Genomic DNA, 25647 nt, shown 5'->3' with positions numbered 1-25647 from the left:
AGCTGGATATGTAAGAGCCAAAAGTTAACCCTTCTGTCCTTTTGAAAAAAAAGACAAGCACAATAGGCTTGTCTTTATAAGGTAACGGGTATTAGTAATTGTAATAAAAGGGAAATCCCGAGTAGAATTCCAAAAATCGTATTGGTTTGTGCTGTGAATTTCATTGCTGGAAGCATTTCTAATGGTGACGTTTTGTTTGAAAAGCCTTGAACAGCTTTCTTTGGTTTTGGGATGCTTAAGAATACAATTAACGACCATATAGGAAGCAAACCTGATATAATATAAATGACAATTAGTAGGTAGGCTGAACTAAATAATATGCCTAAAAAGGTGACAGCACCCTTATGTCCAAATAGAATGGCTAATGTTTTACGGCCGTTTTCCTTATCACCTTCAAGGTCACGTATGTTGTTCGCTAATAGTATAGCACCAATCAGGATTGCTACTGGAATGGATATGATAATCACATCGCTAGTAAGATATAACGTCTGAATATAATAGCTAATGCCAATAATAACAGTTCCCATAAAAAATCCTGATATCATTTCACCAAATGGGGTATAAGCAATAGGATAAGGTCCGCCAGTATATAGATAGCCAAATGCCATTGATATGAGTCCAATTAGTGCAATCCACCAACTTGTCGCGATACAAATATAGACTCCCAGAAGCATAGCAATACCGAAAAAGCTTACCGCTAATGCCAAAACTTTCTTAGCAGGTATCCCATCACGAACGATTGCACCACCAATACCAATCGAATGTTCGGTATCTAAACCGCGAACATAATCATAGTATTCGTTAAACATATTCGTTGCAGCTTGTATTAATATAGAAGCGAATAGCATGGCTAGAAACAATCCTATATGGATAGGTTCTTGTAAGCTAGCAAGCATTGTTCCGATAAATACTGGGACGAACGCTGCCGTTAAGGTATGAGGTCTTAAGAGTCGCCACCAGACTTGCCAACCTTTACGTTCATTTAAAGCAGTTTGTATATCTTGTTTTTTCATGCTTTGCATACGTTTCTCTCCCTTAGGAATAGGACAATTAGTTTATATTTGCCCCTAATTAAGTTTAGGCAAACTAGACGACCCTGTCAATTCCCTATTCCCTTTATAATACAGGGAAATATAAGCATTTCTTGAGTCAAACTACAAAAGAGAATACAATAAAGATGGGATTTTGGGAATTTCGTTTATTTTTCGATATAATTATCATTGTCGTGTTGCATAATAGCTAAGCTAGTCCCTGGTTGATTGGAGGGCAATATTTTGATTCAAACAACTTCAACATTATATGAAAAACTATACCGCTCAATAGCTACAATAGATTCTTTACATTCAAGTAAATTAGTAAGTGTTACCACTGAACTAGAGGAAATAAATCCTCTGGCATTTTATCAAGCAGGTAGCACATTTAAGGGAGAAAGGTTCTATTGGTCAAGTGCTGATCGTTCTTTTACCCTGGCAGGTATTGGGGAAGCGGTTAAGATAGAATCGGATGAAGAAGGATTTCAAATTACTGAAGAGCAATGGGTTGACTTAATCAATCATGCTGAAATAGATAACGTCACGAATGCTTCAGGAACAGGACCTGTTGCATTTGGGGGTTTTGCATTTGATCCTTATAAACAATCTTCGGTTACATGGAGTGAATTTCCAAATAGTTCTACAATGGTTCCAAGGTTCTTGTTAACCAAATCTGGAACGAAGTATTTTATTACCATTAACGCGCTTTTGTCTCCTGAGGATTCTACGGCCTTATTTTATCAGGAACTAGTAGACCAGTGTACAAAACTCCTCGGAAAAGAGTTCAAGCAGAATCCAGAACCACAGTTAATCCAACAAGAAGAAGTGGCACCTGAAGAATGGAAACGAATTGTTAAAGACACAACAGAGGAAATAAAAGCAGGGAAGTTAGGGAAAGTCGTTTTAGCTAGGGAAATGATTGCAACATTTTCTTCTGATATAAATATAGCGTCGTTGTTAAACACGTTGCAGGAGCAACAGCATCAAAGCTATGTATTTGCTTATGAACGTGGCGATTCTTGCTTTGTTGGGGCTACACCTGAGCGATTGGTGAAGCTAGAAGATCAAGAACTTCTCTCTACGTGTTTAGCAGGCACAATTGCAAGGGGGAAGACTGTTGAAGAAGATCGCTACTTTGGAGAGCAATTATTGCATGATGATAAGAATCTCCAAGAGCATGAATTTGTCGTGAATATGATTAAGACCGCAGTGGAAACGTGCTGTCATGATGTAGATGTACCAGAGCATCCTGTGTTATATCCATTACGTAATTTGCAGCATTTATACACCCCTGTGAGAGGAAAGTTGTATAATGGCTACACAATTTTAGATGTCGTCAAGCAGCTTCATCCAACTCCAGCATTAGGGGGATATCCCATTAAAGAGTCTATCGAATTCATACGTGAGAAAGAACCCTTCCATAGAGGTTGGTATGCTTCTCCAATCGGATGGTTCGATGCACGAGATAATGGGGAATTTGCAGTAGCGATTCGTTCTGCCCTTATTAGTAATAATCAAGCAGTTCTTTTTTCTGGATGTGGTGTTGTGGAAGATTCTCATCCTCAAGCGGAATACGAAGAAACGGCTATAAAATTTCTACCAATGCTTCATGCTCTAGGAGGATATGAATGACACACACGTCTGAATTAACAAAGTTTGTTGGAAACTTTATAGATGAATTAGCTAAAGGAGGGATGACGGACATAGTCATCTCTCCTGGTTCACGTTCAACCCCTTTATCCATGATGATTGCTGAGCATGAAAGCATCAAACATTGGGTTCATATGGACGAACGTTCAGCAGCTTTTTTTGCACTTGGGATGGCTAAACAACAACAAAAGCCAGTTGCCCTTGTATGCACATCGGGCACAGCTGCAGCGAATTATTATCCTGCTATTGTTGAAGCTTTCTATAGCAGGGTCCCGTTGGTTATTTTAACTGCTGACCGACCACATGAACTTCGTGATGTTGGCGCTCCCCAATCGATTGATCAGATTCACATGTATAGTCGGTATGTGAAATGGTTTCAGGAAGTGGCAATGCCAGAAGATAGCGATACGATGTTACGGTATGTTCGGAGTATTGGCGCAAGGGCGTTACATCAATCCTTAGACGGTAATGCAGGGCCTGTGCATTTGAATTTTCCTTTCCGAGAACCACTTGTACCAGACTTCTCTATGGAAGATGTTTGGGGGAATGATCGACAGGAAAGTTATCATCCTGTAACAAGCGGTAAACGAATGCTTGATACAAGGCAAATCGAGAAGATTAAAGAAGAAATTGTTGGACTTGAGCGGGGGTTATTGGTATGTGGCCCCCAAGAAGACCGGGATTTGGCTGAAGCCGTCACGTCACTAGCGAAACATCTGCAACTACCATTACTAGCAGATCCTCTATCTCAGGTGCGAGCTGGAGAACATGAGAAAGACCATGTGATCGAATGTTATGACGCGATGTTAAAAAGCGAAGAAACTCGTGAAAGGTTTAAGCCTGACTTTATTATTCGCTTTGGAGCTATGCCTGTTTCAAAGCCATATAAATTACTAATTGAGAATCACCCTGACATCGTTCAGTACGTTGTGGAAGATTTTGAAGGTCACCGGGAACCGACTAATAATCATACGAGAATGATTTATGCTGATGGAACGACTTTTTGTAAGCAATGGCTTCAAGAAGTTGGGACGTGGATGTATGATAAATCCTGGCTTGATAACTGGCGAGAAGCCAATAGCATTACAAAAAAGTGCTTGATAGAGGACAAAGGGGTTGGATCACTATCGGAAGGACACGTCATTACAGAGTTAACAGAGTTGCTTCCGGAGAAAAGTTCCATTTATATTGGAAATAGCATGCCAGTTCGCGACTTAGATACTTTCTTCATGACTACACCTAAGCATATAAGAGTGTTAGCCAATCGTGGTGCAAATGGGATTGATGGGATGGTTTCAAGTGCATTAGGTGCTGCTGCTCATGGTGAATCAGTAACATTGATTCTAGGCGATTTATCCTTCTACCATGATTTGAATGGCTTATTGATGGCCAAGCAATATGGAATTGATGTCCGAATTATTGTCATTAATAATGAGGGCGGAGGTATTTTCTCGTTTCTTCCGCAAGCAAATCATCCAAATCATTTCGAGCCCTTGTTTGGCACACCTTTACAGCTTGATTTTCAAAAAGCTGTTGAAATGTATAACGGAAGTTTTACTAGAGTGGAGACATGGGAACAATTTCGAGATGCTGTGACCACGAGTTTTTCTGCCAACGATTTGCACGTTATGGAAGTCATAACTAATCGGGATGAAAATGCACAGTGGCATCGGGATAAATGGAAACGAATCGAAGAATCATTACGAGGTGTATAGGAGGACTTAGAAATTGTATATCACAATAAATGGTACCCATTATTGGGTAGAACAGCATGGTCATGGTCCTCCAATCCTGTTGTTGCACGGATTCACAGGAACCCATCATACATGGGATAACTTTGTAAACGATTGGAATGATCAACTTACAATCATTACAATGGACTTACCAGGGCACGGTAAGACGGATGGTAATACACATTTTACGATGGAGTCTGTTTGTAAGGATATTGACCATCTACTACAGGAATTAGGGATGGAGCGCCTGGATGTATTAGGTTATTCCATGGGAGGACGAACGGCCCTTTCTTTTGCAATGAATTATCCACGGCGGGTGGAGCGTTTAATTCTTGAAAGTGCAAGCCCAGGTTTGGAAGCAGCTCGAGAGCAGCTTACAAGGCAAACGAAAGATGAGAGTTTGGCAGTTGAAATAGAGCGTTATGGTGTAAAGGCGTTCATTAATCGTTGGCAAGAACTACCGATGTTCTCCTCTCAGCAAACTTTATCTGCAGAAGTGAAGCAAGCAATTAGAGAGGAACGTTTATCTCATACTGCAGAAGGATTAGCAGCTTCCCTTAGAGGAATGGGGACGGGGATTCAACCTTCATGGTGGGACTACCTCTCCACCTTTTCTGGAGAGGTTCTACTACTATCAGGAGAGTTAGATGAAAAGTTTACGTCAATTGCTCAAAACATGGAAAAAGCATTTCAAAAAGCGCGTCATATAAAAGTTTTGAATGCTGGACATGCAATACATGTGGAACAACCGAAATTTTTTGGTAAAATAGTAACTGAATTCATTTTTCCAAGTGAGGAGTAATGAAAGCGTTTTAAAGTGTAAAATTAGGTGAGGAGGAATTAATTATGACAGTAGAATGGATTAATGAACGTCATTATGAAGATATTTTATATCAGACATATGACGGTATTGCAAAAATCACAATTAATCGCCCAGAGGTACGAAATGCATTTCGCCCAACAACGGTTAAAGAATTGTTGGATGCATTTGCATATGCGCGCGATGACTCCAAAATTGGCGCTATTGTCTTAGCGGGTGCTGGAGACGATGCTTTCTGTGCTGGAGGAGACCAAAAAGTACGTGGCCATGGTGGTTATGTAGGAGAAGACGAAATTCCACGTCTAAACGTTCTAGATTTACAACGCTTAATTCGCGTAATACCAAAACCAGTTGTAGCCATGGTGTCAGGATATGCCATTGGTGGTGGACATGTTTTACATATCGTATGTGACTTAACCATTGCTGCTGACAATGCTATATTTGGTCAAACAGGTCCTAAGGTAGGAAGCTTTGATGCTGGATATGGTGCAGGATTGCTTGCCCGTATTGTTGGTCATAAAAAAGCCCGTGAAATTTGGTACCTATGTCGTCAATATTCTGCTAAAGAAGCGGAGGACATGGGTCTTGTCAATACAGTCGTTCCTGTTGATCAATTAGAGGCAGAAACGGTTCAATGGTGCCAAGAAATGCTAGAAAAATCACCAACTGCATTACGTTTCTTGAAAGCATCCTTCAATGCTGATACAGATGGTTTAGCTGGTCTTCAACAAATGGGGGGAGATGCTACGCTACTTTATTACACTACTGATGAAGCAAAAGAAGGTCGCGATGCATTCAAAGAAAAACGTAAGCCTGACTTTAAGCAATTCCCGAGATTTCCTTAATTCTTTTTATACCCTTGCCCCATTCCGGGCAAGGGTTTTCTGTCTTATTGATAGGTTAGTCACAGTCCTATAGGGTATCCTATAGGAACCAAAATAAAAAGGAGTAGAGTACCCATGAATGCTGAAACCATTCCGCACTGGTTAGAGAAGCGGGTTGAATTAACTCCAGAACGTGTTGCCATTCATACACAAGAAAACTCGATTACCTTTAGAGAATTACGTAAGCAATCCATGTGTATGGTGGGAAAATTAGCTTCTTTAGGTGTCAAAAAAGGAAGTCACGTAGCCATTTACGCCAATAATTCTTTAGATTTTGTTCGGTTTGTTCATGCTATTTCTTATATAGGTGCCGTAGCTGTTTTTTTAAACACTCGTCTCACACAAAAGGAAATTCGTTTTCAATTAGAAGATGCTAAGTGTGAGTTGGTTATATATGAACAAAATCTATCACCTATTATCGAACCGCTTGGTCAAGAGATGCCAATACGTGTTCACTCATTTAAAGATGTATCAAAACAGCTAGAAGCACCTTTCAAAGCTCAGCAAGAGGTAAGACTAGATGATATTTATACCATTCTTTATACGTCGGGAACAACAGGAAATCCTAAAGGTGTTATGCTTACATACGGAAACCATTGGTGGAGTGCTGTAAGTTCTGCTTTAAACCTCGGTCTGAGTGAAGAAGACCAATGGTTGGCAACGCTTCCTTTATTTCATGTAGGTGGCTTATCGCTTTTATTTAAAAATGTCATTTACGGCATGCCAATTACTCTCCTTACATCATTCGATGAACAAGAAATACATAAGGCAATTATGGAAAAAGGTGTCACAATTGTTTCGGTTGTTTCTGTTATGCTCAAACGACTATTATCACAATTAGATGCTGGGGAAACGTATCCAACGAGCTTTCGTTGTATGCTTTTAGGAGGAGGTCCTGCACCGAAACCATTATTAGAAGAAGCAGCCTCTAAGCATGTTCCTGTCATTCAAACGTATGGGATGACGGAAACTTCCTCGCAAATTGTTACCTTAAGTGCCCAGGATGCATTGCGGAAAATTGGTTCTGCAGGAAAACCCTTATTTCCAGCGCAACTGAATATTATTAACGACCAACAAAACACGAAAGACCAATCCATTGGAGAAATTGTTGTGAAAGGCCCTATGGTGACAAGTGGCTACTATAAACGTCCTGAAACAAATGAGTACACAATAAAAGATGAATGGCTGTATACTGGGGATCTAGGTTATGTAGATGACGAAGGCTTTTTGTATGTTGTAGATCGCCGTAAAGACTTGATTATTTCCGGTGGTGAAAATATATATCCTGCTGAGATTGAAGAAGTTTTAGCTGGATTAGATAGTATTAAAGAAGTAGGTGTAATTGGTCAAGAAGATGATCGTTGGGGTGAAGTCCCGGTTGCATTCGTTGTTTTCCATGAGGGGGTATCCTTATCTACCGAAGAGATTCTATCCTATTGTGCACGTTCACTTGCTAAATATAAAATTCCAAAAATGATTTATTTTGAAGACCATCTACCTCGAAATGCTTCAAACAAATTACTCCGAAGAGATTTGGCGAAGTGGTTGAAGCAAAGGGGAGAAATGGAATGAAGCTAACAAACGTCACATTACACCGTTATGACATGGACCTCGTATCGCCATTTAAAACCCATCTTGGTAAGGTGAGCAAAAGGGAAGGGATTCTTGTAGAGGTAAAGGTTAACCAGGGGATAAGTGGATGGGGAGAAGGAGTAGCCTTTTCCACTCCTTTTTATACTGGTGAAACGGTCCAATCTTCTTGGGATATTCTGACTCAACAGTTTCTTCCTTTTTTAAGAGAGCAATCAATTGAACACCCGCAAGATGTTGCTAGGCTTTTATCAGGTTTTCAAGGTAATCAAATGGCAAAAGCCGCAATTGAAACAGCGGTATGGGATGTATATGCCAAAATAATGCAAAAACCTCTATTTGATTTAATAGGTGGACATAAGGAGAAAGTTGAGGTAGGTGTAGTACTTGGTTTACAAGATGATTTACAAGCTCTCCTTCCTCAATACAAAGAGGCCGGGTATCGTAGGTTTAAGTTGAAGGTTGAAAAAGGGAAGGAACGAGAGCGTTTAGAAGTGGCACGTACGATAGTGCCACCTCATCTATTAATGTTTGATGGAAATGGAGCTTACAACAAAGATGATTTTGACCATTTAAAGTCGTTAGATGATCTCGGTTTAATGATGATGGAGCAACCCTTTCAAGCAGGCGATTTTTATTTGCATCAACAACTCCAAAAGCAAATGAAGACTCCAATTTGTTTAGATGAGAGTATTACGAGCTATCATGATGCTTATCAAGCCATTCAGTTGGAAAGTTGTACGGTGATGAATATTAAAATTGGTAGAGTAGGTGGCTTAACAGAAGCTATAAACATTCACAATCTTTGTGCGGAGCATAATATCCCCGTTTGGTGTGGAGGTATGCTCGAGACAGGTATCTCTAGAGCCCACAATATTGCTCTTGCAAGTCTCCCGAATTTTACAATCCCAGGTGATATTTCAGCATCGAAGCGGTACTGGGAGAAGGATGTTATTATTCCTGAAGTAGAATTAGAAAATGGTTATGTCGTGCTCCCGAGGGAAGATGGAATTGGCTATCATGTTGACCTGGATTACATAAGTGAGATAACAAAGGACTTGTTTGTTATCGATTTATAAAGGGAGTACTGAAGAGCAGGTTACTATTCATAGTAATCTGCTTTCTAATTTATTCTAGCGTACTATAAATATGTTGGCTCGTGCATGACTTAATAAGTTATAGAGACCACGTCCAGCTCCAGCACCCAGAGACTAGTATGCTTCTCTCTCCTCTGTATGATAAGTTAACATCGAATCATTCCGTTCTTCGTGATTCACTTATCTCTTACGGAATCAGGTGGAATTTTGGAGTGATGGAAGCAACATCGAACCAATCCACGTCCTGTGGGCAGCAGCATATAAGTCGCTAAACGGGCGACCTGAGCTTTTGTTCAACAAAAACCCTATTAAACCACTAAGTTTTATTCACTTTTGTGTAGACACCACTTAGGCAGGTATGAAAGAATATACAAAACTGACTCGTACTATTTAGAAGAGAGGTGCCCATACATGCAAGAATGGCTCAAAGAAGTAGCAAGAGGGAAACGAGGTTCAAAAGACTTATCCTATGAACAAACAAGAGAAGCGGCTGCATCTATATTAAATGGTGAAGCAACGGATGCTCAAATCGCAGGGTATCTCGTTGCGGAACGAATCAAAACCGAATCACCTGATGAGATGCTCGCTTTTGTACACAGTTTACGAGAACATAGCCAAGCCATTCCTGTCCCTACACCTATACAAAATAAACTGGTGGATTTCGCAGGCCCCTATAATGGAAGAAAATCTTTTATAGCAACGATTCCTGTTTCCATTCTTTTATCAGAGTACGGAATTCCTGCTTACTTGCATAGTAGTGATGCGTTACCACCTAAATATGGAACGACGGTGAAAGACGTTCTGACCGCATTAGGAATAAAAGTAGAACAAACAGGCCAGCAGATTGCAAATTCTATTAAAGAAAAAGGAATAGGCTTTGCATCTACAGAATCTTTTTGTGCTTCTCTTGGAAGATTAAGACCTATTCGTGAACAATTGCACGTAAGAACGTTATTGAACACTGCAGAAAAGGTATTAAATTTATCAAGTGCTCATTCATTGATGATGGGAGCTTATCATCGTACTGCTATTAATAAAATTTATCCACTGTTTGAAGGACTTACCTATCAAAATGTGTATATTGTTCAAGGTGTTGAGGGATCTGAGGACTTACCGGTTCATCGGAACAGCTTTATTTTTAAGATATCCAATGAGACGTATGAGGATTGGGTAGTAAAACCAAAAGATTATGGTTTACTGGATAAAGAATTTGATAAAGATCATAAGCTATCCATTCAAGAACAGGCAGAGATTACTACTACCCTGTTAAGTGGAGAAGTGCCCGAATCGTATCGATACTACTATAACCAAGTCCTATTTAATGCAGGAATTCGATATTATTTATTTGGGGCCGTGGAGACGATAGAAGAAGGGATCTCGATTGCAAAGGAACAGCTTCGGAGTCAAAGGGGATTACATCAGTTAGAGAGTTGGAAAGAGTAGTAGAATAGAAAATAATATGAAAGTATTTGGTTTTTAAAAGAACTTACCATCATGAAAGGTAAGTTCTTTTTTATACTTATCATGAAATGGTTGGCATTAGAGATACAGTAAGTAGAATAAAAAAAGCAGGCCTAAACATAATGTTTAGGCCTGCTTACTATTGACAATTAATTTGATTCACCATTAAGGATAATTTCTTCTAAATCATCTACCATTTTATTTGCAGCTAGATAGCCGCCAGCTGTATTCCAAATAGCATCACTTACTTCGTGAACATTTCCTTCTTTAACAACGTCTAGGTTTTGGAATAATGGGTCATTTGTCCATTCTTCTTTTAGCTCTGTAGCTGCACCGTCACCTGTTTCATAAGTGAAGTGGAATAGAATGTCCCCGTCCATAGCTGGGATACGTTCTTTTGTTACTTTTTCCATGAAGGCATCTTTGTCTTGTGGTTCAGGACGGTTAAAGCCAATTTGTTCTAAGATTACGCCTGAGAAGGAATCCTTTTGATAAATACGAGCATGGTCAGGTAGGAAACGGACAACAGATACTTCTTGATTTAGCTTGTCGCCGGCTTCGCTTGCAAATTTCTCTAAACGCTTATCGTATTCTTTAATTAGTTCTTGACCTTTTTCTTCCATGTTCAGTGCTTTTGCGTATGTCTTGAAGTTATCTTTCCATTGTCCTTTTAATGTTTCAGAGAAAATAGTTGGAGCAATTTCATTTAATTGATCGTAAATTTTTTCTTGGCGTAGTTTATTACCGATAATAAGGTCTGGTTGAAGGGAAACGATTTTTTCGATATTCACTTCAGATTCAGTACCAACTACTTCTACACCTTCCATCTTGTCAGAGATATGATCATACCAAGGATCTCCTGTCCAAGATTTAACCGCACCTACTGGTGTTACACCAAGTGCTAGAAGAGCTTCTGTTCCTTCGTTAGTAAGAATAACTACCTTTTCCGGCTTTTCTTTCACCGTAGTCTCGCCCATAGCATGTTTTACTGTATATGGTTCAAAGTTGCTGGATGAACTGTCTTCAGAGTTTTCGTTCTCATTTGAAGAAGCCTCTTGGTTTTCATCGTTATTTGAAGATCCTTCGTCAGAAGAGGAACCTTCTGAATCTGAAGAGCCACATGCTCCAAGAATGGCCATTGCCATCACAAGCATAAGAGTAAGTATAAATTTCTTTGAATTAATATGTTTCATGATTTTCCCCCTAATTGAATATGATTCTCATTAGCATTACAAATAACAGAATACCCTGATTGGGATGAAACGTCAAGAAGTAATTGAGAATTCATTTCAATTATAGATGAAAATGATTCTCAAAATCGTTGACATGCGCTTTACAGAGTCATAGACTTAAAGAGGGAAACATTTTAATAGGGAAGTTAGTAGGTTAGGAGTACGTCAATATGTTGTTCCAATCACATATGTCAAAAGGATTTGGTTTAGCGTTTAGCTTCATTCTCATGCTCGTTTGTATGGGATTGAGCGTCGTTCTAGGATATACAGATACAACGATTGGAGATGCCATAACAGCATTTACAACCAATAATACACAAGAGAACGCATATATTGTTATAAGAAATCATCGTTTACCTAGAGCCTTAATCGCTACCTGCGTAGGTGCTTCATTAGGTGTAGCAGGTGTACTTATGCAGGCTTTGACTAGAAACCCACTAGCATCTCCGGGAATATTTGGCGTAAACGCCGGTGCATCTTTTTTTGTGGTGCTAGCCGTATCATTTTCCCAAACTCTGTCACTAGGAATGCTATCATGGGTTTCCTTTATTGGAGCAGCATTTGCTGCAGGACTCGTTTATTTCATAGGAGCAATAGGAAAAGAAGGATTAACGCCAGTTAGATTGACTTTGGCAGGAGCCGCTATTGCTGGTCTGTTTTCATCTTTTACTCAAGGTATTCTAGTTTTAAATGAGAAGGCATTAGATGAGGTATTATTTTGGTTAGCTGGTTCCGTGCAAGGTAGAAGCATGGATGATTTAGTCGACATTTTTCCATATATATTGGTGGCATGGGTGTTGGCTTTCCTTATTAGCCGGCATATCAATATATTAACGATGGGGGAAGATGTAGCCACTGGCTTGGGTCAGAAAACGGCTTGGATCAAAGCGCTAGCTGGAATTATTGTTGTATTGTTAGCTGGAGGTTCCGTGGCGATAGCTGGTCCAATTGGTTTTATTGGTATCGTTGTACCTCATTTTGCCCGAAGCCTCGTTGGCTATGACCAACGCTGGTTGATTCCGTATTGCGGGGTGTTAGGTGCGGTATTGTTAACTGCTGCAGATATTTCCGCACGATATGTTATCATGCCAGAGGAAGTACCAGTCGGAATTATGACAGCTATCATTGGTACTCCATTCTTTATCTATATAGCAAGAAAGGGGCTTAAATCTACATGAGTAAATACATCCCCTTTCGAACAAAAAAAGACCATATTTCATTCTTTTTCGATAAAAAATCGATTAAATATACAAGTGTTTTCGTTATTGTCACGCTGCTTTTATGCTTGGCCTCTACATCATTAGGTCAAGTTCTCATCTCTCCGCTAGAAGTCATTCAAATTCTGTTTGGTAGTGGAGAAGGTGGGAATGCATACATTGTTCAAATTCTACGATTGCCACGAATTCTAATTGCCTTATTTGTAGGAATTGGCTTGGCTGTAAGTGGAGCTATTTTACAAGGGATGATACGCAATCCGTTGGCCTCACCAGATATCATTGGTATTACAAGTGGTGGCTCGGTAGCTGTTGTAACCTTTCTTACCATTTTCAGTGATGAGAATGATGCTTTAACCGTAAGTATTCATTGGCAACCAGTTGCTGCTTTTATAGGGGCGATGGTCATTGGACTAATCGTGTATGCCTTATCTCTAAAAAGTGGTACAACACCAATCAGACTCGTTTTGATTGGTATTGGACTTGCAACATTAATGGACGCATTAACGAATTTGTTCATGATTTTAGGTCCAATCTATCGTGCCGCTGACGCCAATCTTTGGTTAACAGGGAGTGTTTATGGCACGAACTGGGATCAGGTGAAAGTCATTATTCCTGCGATAGTAGGTTTAGTGATACTAGCGTTATTGATTGCCAGACGTATTAATGTGCAAGAATTAGGCGATGAATTAGCTTCAGGAGTTGGTTCTCACATACAACGAGATCGTCTATTGTTTATTGTAGTTAGTACAGCACTTGCTGGAGTATCCGTATCCGTTGCAGGTGGTATTGGTTTTGTAGGATTAATGGCACCTCATATTGCCAGAAGATTAGTAGGAGCGTCATATGGTGCATTGATTCCCATTTCAGCTTTAATTGGTGGAATCCTAGTTGTAGGTGCAGACTTAATTGGGAGAACGCTATTTTTACCTATAGAAGTTCCAGCTGGGGTTTTCACTGCAACGATTGGTGCACCTTACTTTATTTACTTATTGTTTAAAAAATAAGCGCTCCTAAAGGAGAGATTGACATGTCTTCATTACAAACAAAAGAATTAACATTAGCTTACGGTGAAAATACAATCATTAATTCATTAGATATTGATATACCAGAAGGGGAAGTGACAGTTTTAGTAGGAAGTAATGGTTGTGGGAAATCAACTTTACTGCGCTCGATGGCTAGATTGTTAAAACCGCAAGAGGGTGGCGTTATCCTTGACGGTGAAGCGATTGCTAAACTTTCTACAAAAGATGTGGCACAGAAAATGGCCATTCTACCTCAGAGTCCCGTAACGCCAGAAGGCTTAACTGTATTACAATTAGTTAAACAAGGTAGGTACCCTTATCAAAGCTGGTTTAAGCAGTGGTCAAAAGAAGATGAGGAAGCGGTAGAAAGTGCGCTTGATGCGACCAATATGCAGGAATTTAAAGAACGTTCTGTTGATTCTTTATCTGGTGGTCAACGTCAGCGTGCGTGGATTGCAATGACACTAGCTCAAGATACAGATATTATCTTGTTAGATGAGCCTACAACGTATCTGGACATGACGTATCAAATAGAAATTTTAGATTTGCTTTTTGAATTAAATGAACAAGATGGCCGAACCGTTGTAATGGTGCTTCACGATTTAAATCTTGCTGCACGCTATGCTCATCATATAGTTGCTCTTAAAGATCAATCTATTTATGCACAAGGGCGTCCAGAACATGTGGTAACGTGTCAATTCGTGCGTGATGTATTCCAAATGAACTGCAACGTTACAAGTGATCCTATTTTTGGTACACCAATGTGTATTCCACACGGAAGAGGTCGTTGCATTCTTCAGCAAAGTGGGTGAGGGTATTGATCAAGGCTTTCACACAAGAGGAAGTTCAACTGTTAGATGATCATTTTCGCTATTACAACCCAGAAGCATATAGTCATTGGGCACACTATGAAGTCATCCCATTTTCGAAATTAGAAAAGAAGGAAGGAGTAAAGGAAGTATTAGATCATCTTCATTCTTTTTTACAATCTGAAGATTATGTCGCTACAGCTTCCATCCTTACCAAGCGTTTTGCTTATTATATTGTGACAGGTATTCTTGTTCCTATGTCTGCATTTGATAAAGCACCAGTACTTGACAAAAAGCAGTTACAATTGATTCGAGTCGATGAGGATAAGAATTGGTTTCCGAAGTTTAAGGGAAATCATGAAAGTGTTACTTCACCTGGACAACACTCAAGAGAGGACTGGGTTCATGATATAGCTGAAGAAATATTCTCTACTATCGTGCGCCCTGTATTTGCAAATGTTCAGCAAGTTTCCAAATTACCTATGAAAACAATGTGGGAAAATCTTGCTATCTATATCTTTTGGTTTTATGAACTATTTTATCCTGAATTCACATTGGAAAATCATCAGCACATTCAACAGGATTTTCACTATCTAGTTCAATCACTAGAAGGGGAAGCATTCGGAGAAAAACGAAATCCGTTATCTTATTTTCAACAACAAGATTGTCTTAAAAATGGAACTAGAATGCGAAAATTCTGTTGCATGACCTATAAATTAAACGAACAAAGCAATTATTGCAGAACTTGTCCCAATCTTCCTTAAGGAGGATTGGGACTTTTTTAAAATAAAATTTGGGGTTGTACACCTCATGAAATGGTAAAGCAAAGTGTTGAGCAATACTGCCCGAGCGTTTCTGAGCAACCATAATTTCTGTGCTTACATATGTAGCCCAGTGTCCATACGATAAGCTACTCTCATGTTTTCATATTCCCTCTATCTCCTACAGTTTTAGAGGAGGTTCGATTAAACCTGTTGTATCACGTAGCCATATCGAACCAACCTCGGTCCTGTGCAGCAGCACCTACACTGCGCTTTTAGTTGAGGATTTGTTGCAGATTGATGTTATTAGAGGGAACAAGATAGGTTAGAAAAGATACTTAGGATTGGATATAAGCTTTCTATGCACTTACATATTTTTTACGCTTTGAATTGAATGGGTGATTTGTTGTGTTTATCTTGTTGTGATGATGGTAAAGAGATTATCTTCTGGTCTCGACTTTCTATTTCATTCAATACGAATGTGGATACGATTGTTTGTAATTCTTCTTTGCTGCATTCACTTAAGATATGCAGTAAGTCATTCTTGTCTAACTGTTCAATAACAGAGTTTGTAAAAATAGGTAAGTAATCTTTCTCAGAGAAATGTTTGTTATATAACTCGTATAAATTATCAGCGAATTTCATCTCACTCGTCCCTTCCGTTCTTTTTTATAGCTTCTCTTTGTTCATTACATTATGCAGTTATTTTTGAAAGTTGTTCATAATTACGAAAAAGAGTGAAAAAGTAAAGGAAGGAGGGTGATGTTATGGATGATAAGAAGAAAGCTTTTTATGTTAATTTAGGAAGTCGTGAAATATCACAGCTTCGAGATGGGAACAATGACGTATTTAAGATAGAAGCTACTGAAGAGGACATGTTCCGACTACGTCAAGTTTTGAATGAAGTATTCGATTCAGATGAGCGATCATTTTGGAGGGCTCATGTACCGTATCGTCATTACTCCCAAGATATGGATAATGATGAATATGACTCCAATATGAGAAAGGCTTACCAGATGATCTATGAATTTGGTGACGAAGAAACGAGAAAATTTATCAAGGAAATTGGTATGACAGATGACGAACAAGAAGGAACCGTGTATGGAGAAGAAGACCCTTTGGCTTAGCTGAAGGGGTTTTTCATCATTTAGGAGATAGTAAGTTGTCATATGTTAATCAGGAAATTTGATAGAAGAGTTATTCAACAAACGAGGCATAATCTGGAATGCTTGAAATCGAGATAAATTTGGTGATCGTACAGAAAGAGCGATGTACCCGTAGATTTAGTTAGAATAAAGGTGGTGGGACTATATGTTTCATGCTTTGCAGAACAACCAAGATATCTTTTAATAAAATGTGTTTTGTCACAAAAAGATATGTATTTGCCTAACGAAGAACGTATATCATTTGTGTACACCCACAACAAATGGCGATGTTTCCGTTAAACCAAACGAATGCAAAGATGGGCCTGGAAATGGCGAGACTCCCGCGGAAAAACGGATGTGTCGAGACCCCACAGGGCCGCATTTTGGCCCGAGGAGACGAATCGATCCAGATGAAGTTCGACTCAAACCGTCACATCGTGTGACAACGTCGAACGACCCTACATCCTGTAGGGCCGCAGGAAAGCGAGCTATTTCCAGGCCCATCTTTTCTCTAAATAATACAACGGAAACATTTCTCTTACCCAGATTATCTCGAATTCAAGTCTTCAAGATAATGGGGCGATTATGGAGTATCAACAGCTATAGCTATAGAGAGAATTTTTTGTACAAAATGGTCTCTTCCTACTTTATGGGCATGTAAATCACAATTTTTTTAATGTTTATCTACTATCCAGAAAAGGAAGTATATAACTAGAACATCACAGATTTAAGGGGGAGACAATATGAGTAGGTCAGTTATGAGAAAAACATCAGGACTTTTATGGGTAATCATTTCCATTATAATGCTATCAATGCCTCAAAGTACGTATTCTATTCATGCAAATGATACTGCTAAAGGCACTGACCATATTGAACGTACTACAACCTCAATGCAGAAAACGGAGATGAAAGCAGAACAACCTGTATTGGCCAACAATGTTTCAACAGAATCTAAGAGAATGACTACAATTTCTCATAAAATCATTGCGAAACGTACAAATCAATTTATGAATAAACTTGTACAAGAGGCTGGACCTAATAATAAGGTTAAAGCATATGATTCCAAAAATGAACTTATACAATCATTTAAATCCATAAGCACAACTGCTCTTGCAAAGGAATATGTTGATTTTTATTATAAAGAGTATAATAATGGACTGTATATCATTCCAACTGAAACACCACCTTGGTTCAATAAAGAAAAAGAATACCAAACAAAGCAATTAGGCAACCAACATGTTATGGTTATTCAAGAGAATCAAAGTGAGATGCATGGGAATTATACCATTGAGATTGAATTTGCATATGAAAATGATCAATGGAAAATGGTTAGCGTGAACCATAAGTAATGGAATAGGAAATGAAGCATTAAAGGCAGTTGATTAGGATTGTTTACCTTTTATGATTTTTACAACAATGAAGTAAAATTATCATTTAGTGATCACCCTTTTTCTACCTCCCCTAAGCACGTCTGGGTAATTAGTCGATATAAAGAGAAATGGCTGTTAACCGAACACAAAGATCGTGGTTTGGAGTTTCCTGGAGGTAAAGTAGAAGAAGGAGAAACGCCTGAAGAGGCAGCAAAAAGAGAAGTTATGGAAGAGACAGGAGGAGTTGTTGAAGACCTCACCTATATAGGGCAATATTATGTTGATGGTAAGGGTGGATGCATTATCAAGAATATTTACTTTGCACATATCGAGGATCTTACTTCTCAACCAAATTACTATGAAACGAAGGGTCCAGTATGCTTAAGTGAGCTCCCTTCTTCAATTCAGCGAGATTCTTCGTTTAGTTTTATGATGAAGGATGCTGTGTTACCTCATAGCCTCAAATACTTAAAGAAAGCTCAGTTGCTCTAATAAGCAACTGGGCTTTTTATTACTAAAGAGAATGTTAAGCTCTACCACATTACTCTATGAAAGAAAATTAACTCTTTAACATCGAATCACGCATATTTTCGTGTTTCCTTTATCTCCTACTGACTAAGGGGAAGTTCGATTAAGATCGCTGCATCGTGCAGCAACATCGAACCAACCCACGACGTGTGGGCGCAGCATATATGTCGCTAAACGGGCGCCCCGAGCTTTTGTTCTTATTTAGAGTTCTTAATAAGCTTTCGTTCCAACCGATCTACAGCTTGATACATTATGGCAGCACACAAGGCAATCAACATTAAGCTGGATAAGACTAACGTGAAGTCAAAAACTTGGAAACCATAGATGATGAGATACCCCAATCCTTTTTGAGAAACAAGAAATTCTCCTACGATAACTCCAACCCATGAAAGACCAACATTCACTTTAAAGGTGGAGATGATTGTAGAAAAGGAAGCGGGTAACACTGCTTCATTAAAGCATTGGTAACGACTTGCCCCAAAGCTATTTAGCACCTTCAAATAGTTTTCATCGACACCTTGAAAGGCTGAATATACAACGATGGTCGTGATAATAACGGAGATAATTGCTCCCATTGCAATGATCGATACATAACCTGGCCCAAGTGCCACAATAATAATAGGTCCGAGTGCAACTTTAGGCATTGCATTCAGAATAACCAAATAAGGGTCAATAATTTTTGAAAAACGGGGGGACCACCATAAAACTGCTGCAAGAAAAATCCCAATAAAAGTTCCAATTATAAATCCTGCTATCGTTTCGAGTAATGTCACACGTAAGTGCAAAAAGATGGATCCATCTGATACTTTTTGGAAGAGTAAATCGGCAATACTTGATGGAGAACTGAAAAGTAATGGATCAATCCATTGCAATTGGCTTGATAATTCCCATATAGAAAAAAATACAATGAATATAACGAACTGCCATGCCCAAACGTGCTTTTTCTCCTTCTGAAGCTGTTTTAGGTGATGTTCAAATCGTTGTTGATCTTGTTTAGGAGTTGTGTTCAAGCGCATTCAACTCCTTCCATATTTCTTGGAACAATTCATTAAAGTCAGCGTCTTGCCTGGCATCAAAAGGGTCTAGCGATTTTAAATGACTGGGTACGTGAAACGTTGCTGCTACTTTTCCAGGATTGGCACTAAGCAAATAGATGCAATCGCTCATAGCAATGGCTTCTCCAATATCGTGCGTAACGAGTAGGGACGTTTTGTTGTACTTTTTTAATGTATTAGCCACTAAGTTCTCTAGTTTTAATTTAGTTTGATAATCAAGAGCTGAGAATGGTTCATCCAACAAGAAAATGTGCGGGTTTGTGATGAGTGTCCTTGCCAATGCTGCTCTTTGGCGCATTCCACCAGAAAGTTGGGAAGGATAATCCGTCACAACCTTGCCTAGCCCCATATCTTCTAAAATATGAATGGCTTTTGCCTCTATCTCTTGCGTAACATTTCGTTGGATATGTGGACCTAGTAATACATTTTGTTGGATGGTTTTCCACGGAAACAAATAATCTTCTTGGAGCATATAACCAATGGTTGTTGATTGTTTGGAAATAGGAGAACCATTAACAAATACGTTACCTTCTGTAGGTGCTATTAATCCAGATACAATGGAGAGAATCGTGGATTTTCCGCACCCACTTGGTCCTAGAAATGATACAAAATCTCCTTCTTCAATAGTAAGGTTTATATCTTCTATAGCCTTTGTATAGCTCGAAGTAGTGAAGTATTGATGAGAAATATTTTCTAAGGTAAGGAAACCCATGATTCTCCCCCCTTATTCATTTATAATCTTCTCGGCTATTTCTGTATTTACTAACGTCGAATGATCTACATCTTTAGGAAGCTCTCCTGCTGCATCCATAATGTCTTTCAAGTTGTTCCATTCATCTTGATCTAGTATTGGGTCTAGTGCATAAGAACCTTGGCTTTTATAGCGATCCACCACTGTTTCAATTAATTTAGGTTCTGTATCTTCAAAATATGGTTGGATAACATCTGCTATTTCTCCGGCACTATGGTCTTCCACCCAGTTCTGTGCTTTGTATAGCGCACGAGTGAATTTTTCCATATCTGCTTTGTTTTCGTTTATAAAACTATCCTTTGCCATAAAAACAGTGTAAGGTACATGACCAGATTCTGTTCCAAATGAAGCTACAATATGCCCTTTACCTTCTCTTTCAAAAATACTTGCTGTTGGTTCAAATAGCTGAACGTAGTCTCCTGTACCTGAGGCAAAGGCACTTGGGATATTGGCAAATTCTACATTCTGGATTAAATTTAAATCATTTTGAGGGTCAATCCCTTTTTGCTTCAACACATATTCTCCAACCATTTGAGGCATACCACCTTTACGCTGACCTAGGAAGGTACTGTCGTTTAGGTCCTCCCATTCGAAATCAAGCTGTTCTTCCCTTGCAACGAGGAATGTACCATCTGTTTGGGTGAGCTGAGCAAAGTTGATAACGGGATCACTTGCACCTCTTGCATACACGTAAATAGATGTTTCAGAGCCTACAAGGGCTACGTCAGCACCATCTGACAATAAGCTGGTCATTGTTTTGTCACCACCCCATGTCGTCTTCAAATCCACGGATAATCCTTCTTCTTCAAAGAAACCTTTTTCTAATGCTACATATTGAGGGGCGTAAAATATGGACCGTGTTACTTCGGCTACTCGAATATTTGTTGGTTCATTGCCACAAGATGCGAGTGGGAATAGAACCATCAGAGCTAACGAAAAATATAGAAGCAGACGCATTTTTTTCATTCGAGGTCATCCTCCTGTAAGATAAGTATCAAAAGCTATGATAGCTTATGCTCTTGTGCAAAATGTGTGATTGCCTAGAAAGGAAGTATAGTTATGAAAGACGCTACAATTATTTCAAAGCAACGCTACCCATCTCCTCATCCCAGGTTAACGGTATCGCTTGTTACATATTGGAGTGATGGGTTACAAGTGAAGGGTTTTATGGTAGAGCCCAATGATGGGGAGCAATATCCTGGTTTTCTTTATCTACGTGGGGGGATTAAGAATGTTGGAAAGGTTCGAATAGGTCGAATCATTCAATTTGCTTCCTATGGATTTGTAGTATTTGCTCCCTGTTATCGAGGTAATATGGGAGGGGAAGGGAGCGAAGACTTTGCACTACGGGACCGCTTAGATGGTCATAATGGAGCTAGGCTTCTTTTTAATCACCCTCAAGTTAATGGAGAGGTCAATGTGTTTGGCTTTTCAAGAGGTGGGGTTATGGCACTCTGGACGGCTTTGGAGGTTCCTAATATTCACAAAGTTGTATGCTGGGGTGGAGTAAGTGATATCGAGCTTACGTATTGGGAGCGTGAAGACCTTCGTAGGATGTTGAAGCGAGTCGTAGGAGGTACACCTAATAAATACCCAGAGCGATATGAACAACGAACGCCTTTATCTAAAATGGATGAGATCGAGAGTCCTGTTCTCCTTATCCATGGAGCGCATGACCAAAATGTATCGGTGGAACATTCTGAAAAGCTAGAAGACGTGCTGCAGCGACAGGGGAAGCCTGTGACGAGTTGGATTTTTCATAATCTTGATCATTATTTTCCTCCAGCCATTAATCGACGTACCGTGAAACAGCTAGCAGAATGGCTTAAAGAATAAAAAATGGCTAACCCTTTTTTGGGCTAGCCATTTTATATAAAGGAGATGAGGGAGTAAATTTGGTGTTACTTATATGTTGGGCCAGCGTTACGAATTTTTTGGCTAACCCCATCAAATTTGTTGAAATTCTCATGGAATTTCTTAGCTAAATGTTTTGCTTTTTCTTGGTAGTCTGATTCATTCTTCCATGTTTTCTTCGGAATTAATACATCATCTGGAACACCAGGACAATGTGTAGGGATATTAAGACCGAAGATGTCGTCTATTACAGTCTCGCTGGAATTTAATTCACCTTCTAGAGCAGCTTGAATCATAGCACGGGTATAAGAAAGCTTCATTCGACTTCCTTCTCCATATGCTCCACCAGTCCACCCTGTATTAACTAGGTACACATTTGCATCAAACTGATCGATTTTTTCACCTAACATCTCCGCATATGTGGAAGCATGTAATGGTAAAAATGGGGAACCAAAACAAGTTGAGAAAGTAGCTTGAGGGGATGTCACACCTCGTTCTGTTCCAGCTAGTTTACTTGTGTATCCACTTAAAAAGTGATACATAGCTTGTTCTTTTGTTAGCTTACTGATCGGTGGCAGTACCCCGAAAGCATCAGCTGTTAAGAACACAATTGTGTTTGGATGTCCAGCAATACTTGGCTGAACTATGTTATCGATATTTTCAATCGGATAAGCAGCACGTGTGTTTTCTGTTAAAGATGTATTTTCGTAATCAGGTTCTCTTGTTTCTTCATCGAGGACAACATTCTCAAGGACTGAGCCGAATCGAATGGCATCATAAATCTGTGGTTCTTTTTCTCGACTTAAGCTCACACACTTTGCGTAGCAACCGCCTTCGATATTGAAGACTCCACGATTCGACCAAGCGTGTTCATCATCGCCTATTAAGCGACGGTGCGAATCGGCTGATAAAGTAGTCTTTCCTGTTCCAGATAGACCAAAGAACAAAGCAACGTCACCCTCTTGCCCAACGTTGGCAGAACAGTGCATTGGTAGTACATCTTGTTGAGGTAGTAAATAGTTCATGACAGAGAAAATGGATTTCTTGATTTCTCCTGCATACTCGGTACCACCTATTAACACGATACGGTGTTTAAAGGAAACCATGATAAATGCTTCAGAATGAGTACCATCAACTGCTGGATCTGCTTTGAAAGTAGGAGCAGACACAACGGTGAATGCGGTTTCATGATTGGCAAGTTCCTCATCCGTTGGACGAATGAATAATTGTTGTGCGAAAAGATTATGCCATGCAAATTCAGTTAGGACATGAATGGGCAGGCGATATTGCTCATCAGCACCAGCAAACCCTTTAAAGGAATAAATCTCATCCTGAGCTCCGAGATGGTGCATTACTTTTTCGTATAAACCTTCGAAAACTGCCTCAGAAATAGGCTGATTCACACTACCCCAATCAACCTCCTCCTCGGAGGTTTCATCTTCTACGATAAATTTATCCTTAGGGGAGCGGCCTGTGTATCGACCTGTTTCCGCCTGGATGGCTCCTGTTGCTGTTAGTCGCCCTTCCTTACGAAACAATATTTTTTCTACTAATTCTGCGACAGAAAGGTTTTTCATAACTGTTTCCTGTACAAACAGATCAGTCAGCTTTGACTTTTGATTTACCGTACTCATCGAACAAAACCTGCCTTTTTAAAATAATGGGAACATCGTCATGAAGACGAGAAAAAGCAAATAAAGGTAAAAACTGAGTGGACTCTAAAATAATACAAACATAAAAATGATGAGAGTCACAAGTCGTTTTTAATGTAAGAATAGTATAACACATTTATCTCATTAGTCCACACTATTTATATAATTCAAACTTTATGTTTACATTGATTTGAATATTGGCTTTAGCTAGTGGTGTTTTGCTTTGTATCTCCCGGGAAAATCCCCACACTAGTTGACATACCAGGTCCAAAACGTTATGATTGTTCGCGAACGGAAACTATCTTATCCTGAGTTGGTGGAGGGACAGGCCCAAGGAAACCCAGCAACCGTCACTGCATATAGTGAAATGGTGCTAACCTGATGCAAGGTATTGACCTTGAACGATAAGAGCGAAAGGACCCTTTCCCTTTGCTCAGTAACGGGAAAGGATTTTTTATTTTACTTTAGAAAAGTTCCCTTTCTTAAAGGAATATTGTAATAAAAAAGGTAACGACTTTTACTGGAATAGTGAGACGTCGTATTTTTCTAATGCAAAAATGCACATGCATTATTTAAAGACTTCTTTAAGTAATGTTTACACTTTCTGCTTCTTTTTATATATGCACATTGTTTACCAAACGATTATATTATTATTCATTATATCTAGGTTTGATAGCTACTGTTACTTAGTAGAGTAAGGAAGAAATAAAGGTTTGTTTCTTATAAAGTCAGCTGGGTGATGAGTTCCGTGTCAATTCATTGTTTTAAAGGAGGAGTTTGAGGGGATGGCTGCAAATCGCCGCTTATTCACATCAGAATCTGTTACAGAAGGACATCCAGACAAAATTTGTGACCAAATTTCTGATGCGATTTTAGATGAAATATTAAAAAATGACCCAAATGCACGAGTTGCTTGTGAAACAACTGTAACCACAGGCTTAGTATTGGTTTCCGGTGAAATTTCAACGAATACCTACGTTGATATTCAATCCATTGTGCGAGATACCATTAAAGAGATTGGCTACACGAGAGCAAAATTCGGCTTTGATGCTGAAACTTGTGCTGTATTGACTGCTATTGATGAGCAATCAGCTGATATAGCACAAGGGGTAAACGAATCATATGAAACTCGTGAAGGTCAAATGACGGACAAGGAAATTGAAAATATTGGGGCTGGAGACCAGGGTCTTATGTTTGGATATGCTAGTAATGAGACACCTGAATATATGCCATTACCAATTTCTCTAGCTCATAAATTAGCCAAACGATTATCCGATGTTCGTAAGGATGAAACACTAGAATACTTACGTCCAGATGGAAAAACGCAGGTAACAGTGGAATATGATGAAAACAATCAACCACTTCGAATTGATACCATCGTCATTTCTACCCAGCATCATCCGGAAATCACATTAGAACAAATTACAGAAGATCTTAAAGAACAGGTAATCAATCCCATTGTTCCAAAAGAATTATTAGATGACAAAACAAAATATTACATCAATCCAACGGGCCGTTTTGTAATTGGTGGACCTCAAGGAGATGCAGGTCTTACAGGGCGGAAAATTATCGTAGATACGTACGGTGGATATGCTCGTCATGGTGGTGGTGCTTTTAGTGGTAAAGACGCTACCAAAGTAGACCGTTCTGCAGCCTATGCCGCGCGCTATGTAGCTAAAAATATAGTAGCAGCTGAACTTGCGGATTCTTGTGAAGTCCAGCTTGCTTACGCCATTGGAGTTGCTCAACCTGTATCCATTTCTATTAATACGTTTGGCTCAGGTAAGGTATCTGAGGAAGCCTTGGTAGAAGCTGTTCGAAACATCTTCGACCTACGTCCAGCTGGTATTATTAAAATGCTTGATCTGCGCCGCCCTATATATAAAGATACGGCAGCATTCGGTCACTTTGGTCGTACAGATGTAGAATTCCCATGGGAAAAAACCGATAAAGCTTCAGAATTAATGGAACAAGTAAGGAAATAA

Annotated in this window: 23 protein-coding genes and 1 riboswitch; of the genes, 16 read left to right on the top strand and 7 right to left on the bottom strand. The window is 39.3% G+C overall.

All coding sequences use genetic code 11. The annotated features are described in order from the left end of the window. Positions 1-74 precede the first annotated feature (74 nt). Positions 75-1022 (bottom strand): 1,4-dihydroxy-2-naphthoate polyprenyltransferase, encoded by a 948-nt coding sequence (locus GLW08_RS20660; RefSeq protein WP_160850505.1) that lies wholly within the window; start codon positions 1020-1022, stop codon positions 75-77. A 252-nt stretch (positions 1023-1274) separates the two neighbouring features. On the opposite strand from GLW08_RS20660, the gene GLW08_RS20655 reads away from it, so the two are divergent. From GLW08_RS20655 to GLW08_RS20625, 7 genes are all read left to right on the top strand, one after another. After that, on the top strand, positions 1275-2663 hold the full coding sequence (locus tag GLW08_RS20655) for an isochorismate synthase (protein ID WP_160850504.1): 1389 nt from the start codon (positions 1275-1277) through the stop codon (positions 2661-2663). Continuing rightward, the gene (menD, locus tag GLW08_RS20650) at positions 2660-4396 is read left to right on the top strand and encodes a 2-succinyl-5-enolpyruvyl-6-hydroxy-3-cyclohexene-1-carboxylic-acid synthase (protein ID WP_160850503.1); all 1737 of its coding nucleotides are present in this window, start codon (positions 2660-2662) and stop codon (positions 4394-4396) included. Before GLW08_RS20655 ends, menD begins: the two co-directional genes overlap by 4 nt. Before the next feature lie 13 nt (positions 4397-4409). Next, entirely contained in the window at positions 4410-5216 is an 807-nt protein-coding gene (gene menH, locus GLW08_RS20645; protein WP_160850502.1) for a 2-succinyl-6-hydroxy-2,4-cyclohexadiene-1-carboxylate synthase, read from the top strand. A 44-nt stretch (positions 5217-5260) separates the two neighbouring features. After that, positions 5261-6079, top strand: coding sequence for a 1,4-dihydroxy-2-naphthoyl-CoA synthase (gene menB, locus GLW08_RS20640; RefSeq protein ID WP_160850501.1), 819 nt, complete (start codon positions 5261-5263; stop codon positions 6077-6079). A 114-nt stretch (positions 6080-6193) separates the two neighbouring features. Then, positions 6194-7690 (top strand): o-succinylbenzoate--CoA ligase, encoded by a 1497-nt coding sequence (locus GLW08_RS20635; RefSeq protein ID WP_160850500.1) that lies wholly within the window; start codon positions 6194-6196, stop codon positions 7688-7690. Beyond that, the gene (gene menC / locus GLW08_RS20630) at positions 7687-8787 is read left to right on the top strand and encodes an o-succinylbenzoate synthase (RefSeq protein ID WP_160850499.1); all 1101 of its coding nucleotides are present in this window, start codon (positions 7687-7689) and stop codon (positions 8785-8787) included. The genes GLW08_RS20635 and menC overlap by 4 nt, the downstream gene beginning before the upstream one ends. A 429-nt stretch (positions 8788-9216) precedes the next feature. After that, the gene (locus tag GLW08_RS20625; protein ID WP_160850498.1) at positions 9217-10248 is read left to right on the top strand and encodes an anthranilate phosphoribosyltransferase; all 1032 of its coding nucleotides are present in this window, start codon (positions 9217-9219) and stop codon (positions 10246-10248) included. Between the two features lie 167 nt (positions 10249-10415). Here GLW08_RS20625 and GLW08_RS20620 read toward each other — a convergent pair whose 3' ends face one another. After that, entirely contained in the window at positions 10416-11459 is a 1044-nt protein-coding gene (locus GLW08_RS20620) for an ABC transporter substrate-binding protein (RefSeq protein WP_160850497.1), read from the bottom strand. Between the two features lie 209 nt (positions 11460-11668). Here GLW08_RS20620 and GLW08_RS20615 point away from each other — a divergent pair, with 209 nt between their 5' ends. The 4 genes from GLW08_RS20615 to GLW08_RS20600 are packed head-to-tail and all read left to right on the top strand — an operon-like array spanning position 11669 to position 15310. Then, on the top strand, positions 11669-12676 hold the full coding sequence (locus tag GLW08_RS20615) for a FecCD family ABC transporter permease (protein ID WP_160850496.1): 1008 nt from the start codon (positions 11669-11671) through the stop codon (positions 12674-12676). Beyond that, entirely contained in the window at positions 12673-13719 is a 1047-nt protein-coding gene (locus tag GLW08_RS20610; protein WP_160850495.1) for a FecCD family ABC transporter permease, read from the top strand. Before GLW08_RS20615 ends, GLW08_RS20610 begins: the two co-directional genes overlap by 4 nt. A gap of 23 nt (positions 13720-13742) precedes the next feature. Continuing rightward, on the top strand, positions 13743-14549 hold the full coding sequence (locus GLW08_RS20605) for an ABC transporter ATP-binding protein (protein WP_160850494.1): 807 nt from the start codon (positions 13743-13745) through the stop codon (positions 14547-14549). Positions 14550-14554: 5 nt separating this feature from the next. After that, the gene (locus GLW08_RS20600; RefSeq protein ID WP_160850493.1) at positions 14555-15310 is read left to right on the top strand and encodes an IucA/IucC family C-terminal-domain containing protein; all 756 of its coding nucleotides are present in this window, start codon (positions 14555-14557) and stop codon (positions 15308-15310) included. Positions 15311-15685: 375 nt separating this feature from the next. On the opposite strand, the gene GLW08_RS20595 is transcribed toward GLW08_RS20600, so the two are convergent. Further along, positions 15686-15952 (bottom strand): DUF6154 family protein, encoded by a 267-nt coding sequence (locus tag GLW08_RS20595; RefSeq protein WP_160850492.1) that lies wholly within the window; start codon positions 15950-15952, stop codon positions 15686-15688. A 122-nt stretch (positions 15953-16074) separates the two neighbouring features. Here GLW08_RS20595 and GLW08_RS20590 point away from each other — a divergent pair, with 122 nt between their 5' ends. The 3 genes from GLW08_RS20590 (at position 16075) to ytkD (ending at position 18314) form a co-directional block, all read left to right on the top strand. Then, entirely contained in the window at positions 16075-16434 is a 360-nt protein-coding gene (locus GLW08_RS20590) for a hydrolase (protein WP_160850491.1), read from the top strand. Positions 16435-17195: 761 nt separating this feature from the next. Beyond that, positions 17196-17801 carry a hypothetical protein gene (locus GLW08_RS20585; protein ID WP_160850490.1) on the top strand — a complete coding sequence of 202 codons (606 nt, stop codon included), beginning with the start codon at positions 17196-17198 and terminating at the stop codon, positions 17799-17801. A 39-nt stretch (positions 17802-17840) separates the two neighbouring features. Then, the gene (gene ytkD / locus GLW08_RS20580) at positions 17841-18314 is read left to right on the top strand and encodes an RNA deprotection pyrophosphohydrolase (RefSeq protein ID WP_160850489.1); all 474 of its coding nucleotides are present in this window, start codon (positions 17841-17843) and stop codon (positions 18312-18314) included. Positions 18315-18547: 233 nt separating this feature from the next. On the opposite strand, the gene GLW08_RS20575 is transcribed toward ytkD, so the two are convergent. The 3 genes from GLW08_RS20575 to GLW08_RS20565 are packed head-to-tail and all read right to left on the bottom strand — an operon-like array spanning position 18548 to position 21122. Further along, positions 18548-19360: an ABC transporter permease gene (locus tag GLW08_RS20575; RefSeq protein ID WP_237458526.1), complete on the bottom strand. Its 813-nt coding sequence runs from the start codon at positions 19358-19360 to the stop codon at positions 18548-18550. Then, a complete protein-coding gene (locus GLW08_RS20570) occupies positions 19344-20117 on the bottom strand; it encodes an ABC transporter ATP-binding protein (RefSeq protein ID WP_160850487.1) in 774 nt (257 codons plus the stop codon). Before GLW08_RS20570 ends, GLW08_RS20575 begins: the two co-directional genes overlap by 17 nt. 12 nt (positions 20118-20129) lie before the next feature. Next, positions 20130-21122, bottom strand: coding sequence for an ABC transporter substrate-binding protein (locus GLW08_RS20565; protein ID WP_160850486.1), 993 nt, complete (start codon positions 21120-21122; stop codon positions 20130-20132). 93 nt (positions 21123-21215) lie between these two features. Here GLW08_RS20565 and GLW08_RS20560 point away from each other — a divergent pair, with 93 nt between their 5' ends. After that, positions 21216-21992: an alpha/beta hydrolase family protein gene (locus GLW08_RS20560; RefSeq protein WP_160850485.1), complete on the top strand. Its 777-nt coding sequence runs from the start codon at positions 21216-21218 to the stop codon at positions 21990-21992. Between the two features lie 65 nt (positions 21993-22057). Here GLW08_RS20560 and pckA read toward each other — a convergent pair whose 3' ends face one another. After that, complete coding sequence (pckA, locus tag GLW08_RS20555; protein WP_160850484.1) at positions 22058-23644, bottom strand: phosphoenolpyruvate carboxykinase (ATP); 1587 nt, start codon at positions 23642-23644, stop codon at positions 22058-22060. Between the two features lie 318 nt (positions 23645-23962). Further along, a riboswitch (SAM riboswitch) is annotated at positions 23963-24073 on the top strand. A 374-nt stretch (positions 24074-24447) separates the two neighbouring features. Between pckA and metK the strand changes: the two genes are divergently transcribed. Continuing rightward, entirely contained in the window at positions 24448-25647 is a 1200-nt protein-coding gene (gene metK / locus GLW08_RS20550) for a methionine adenosyltransferase (protein WP_160850483.1), read from the top strand.

This window comes from Pontibacillus yanchengensis (assembly GCF_009856295.1).
Lineage (GTDB): Bacteria > Bacillota > Bacilli > Bacillales > BH030062 > Pontibacillus > Pontibacillus yanchengensis_A.
The sequence above is the reverse complement of the archived record's forward strand: the minus strand, read 5'-3'. Positions and strand labels throughout refer to the sequence as shown.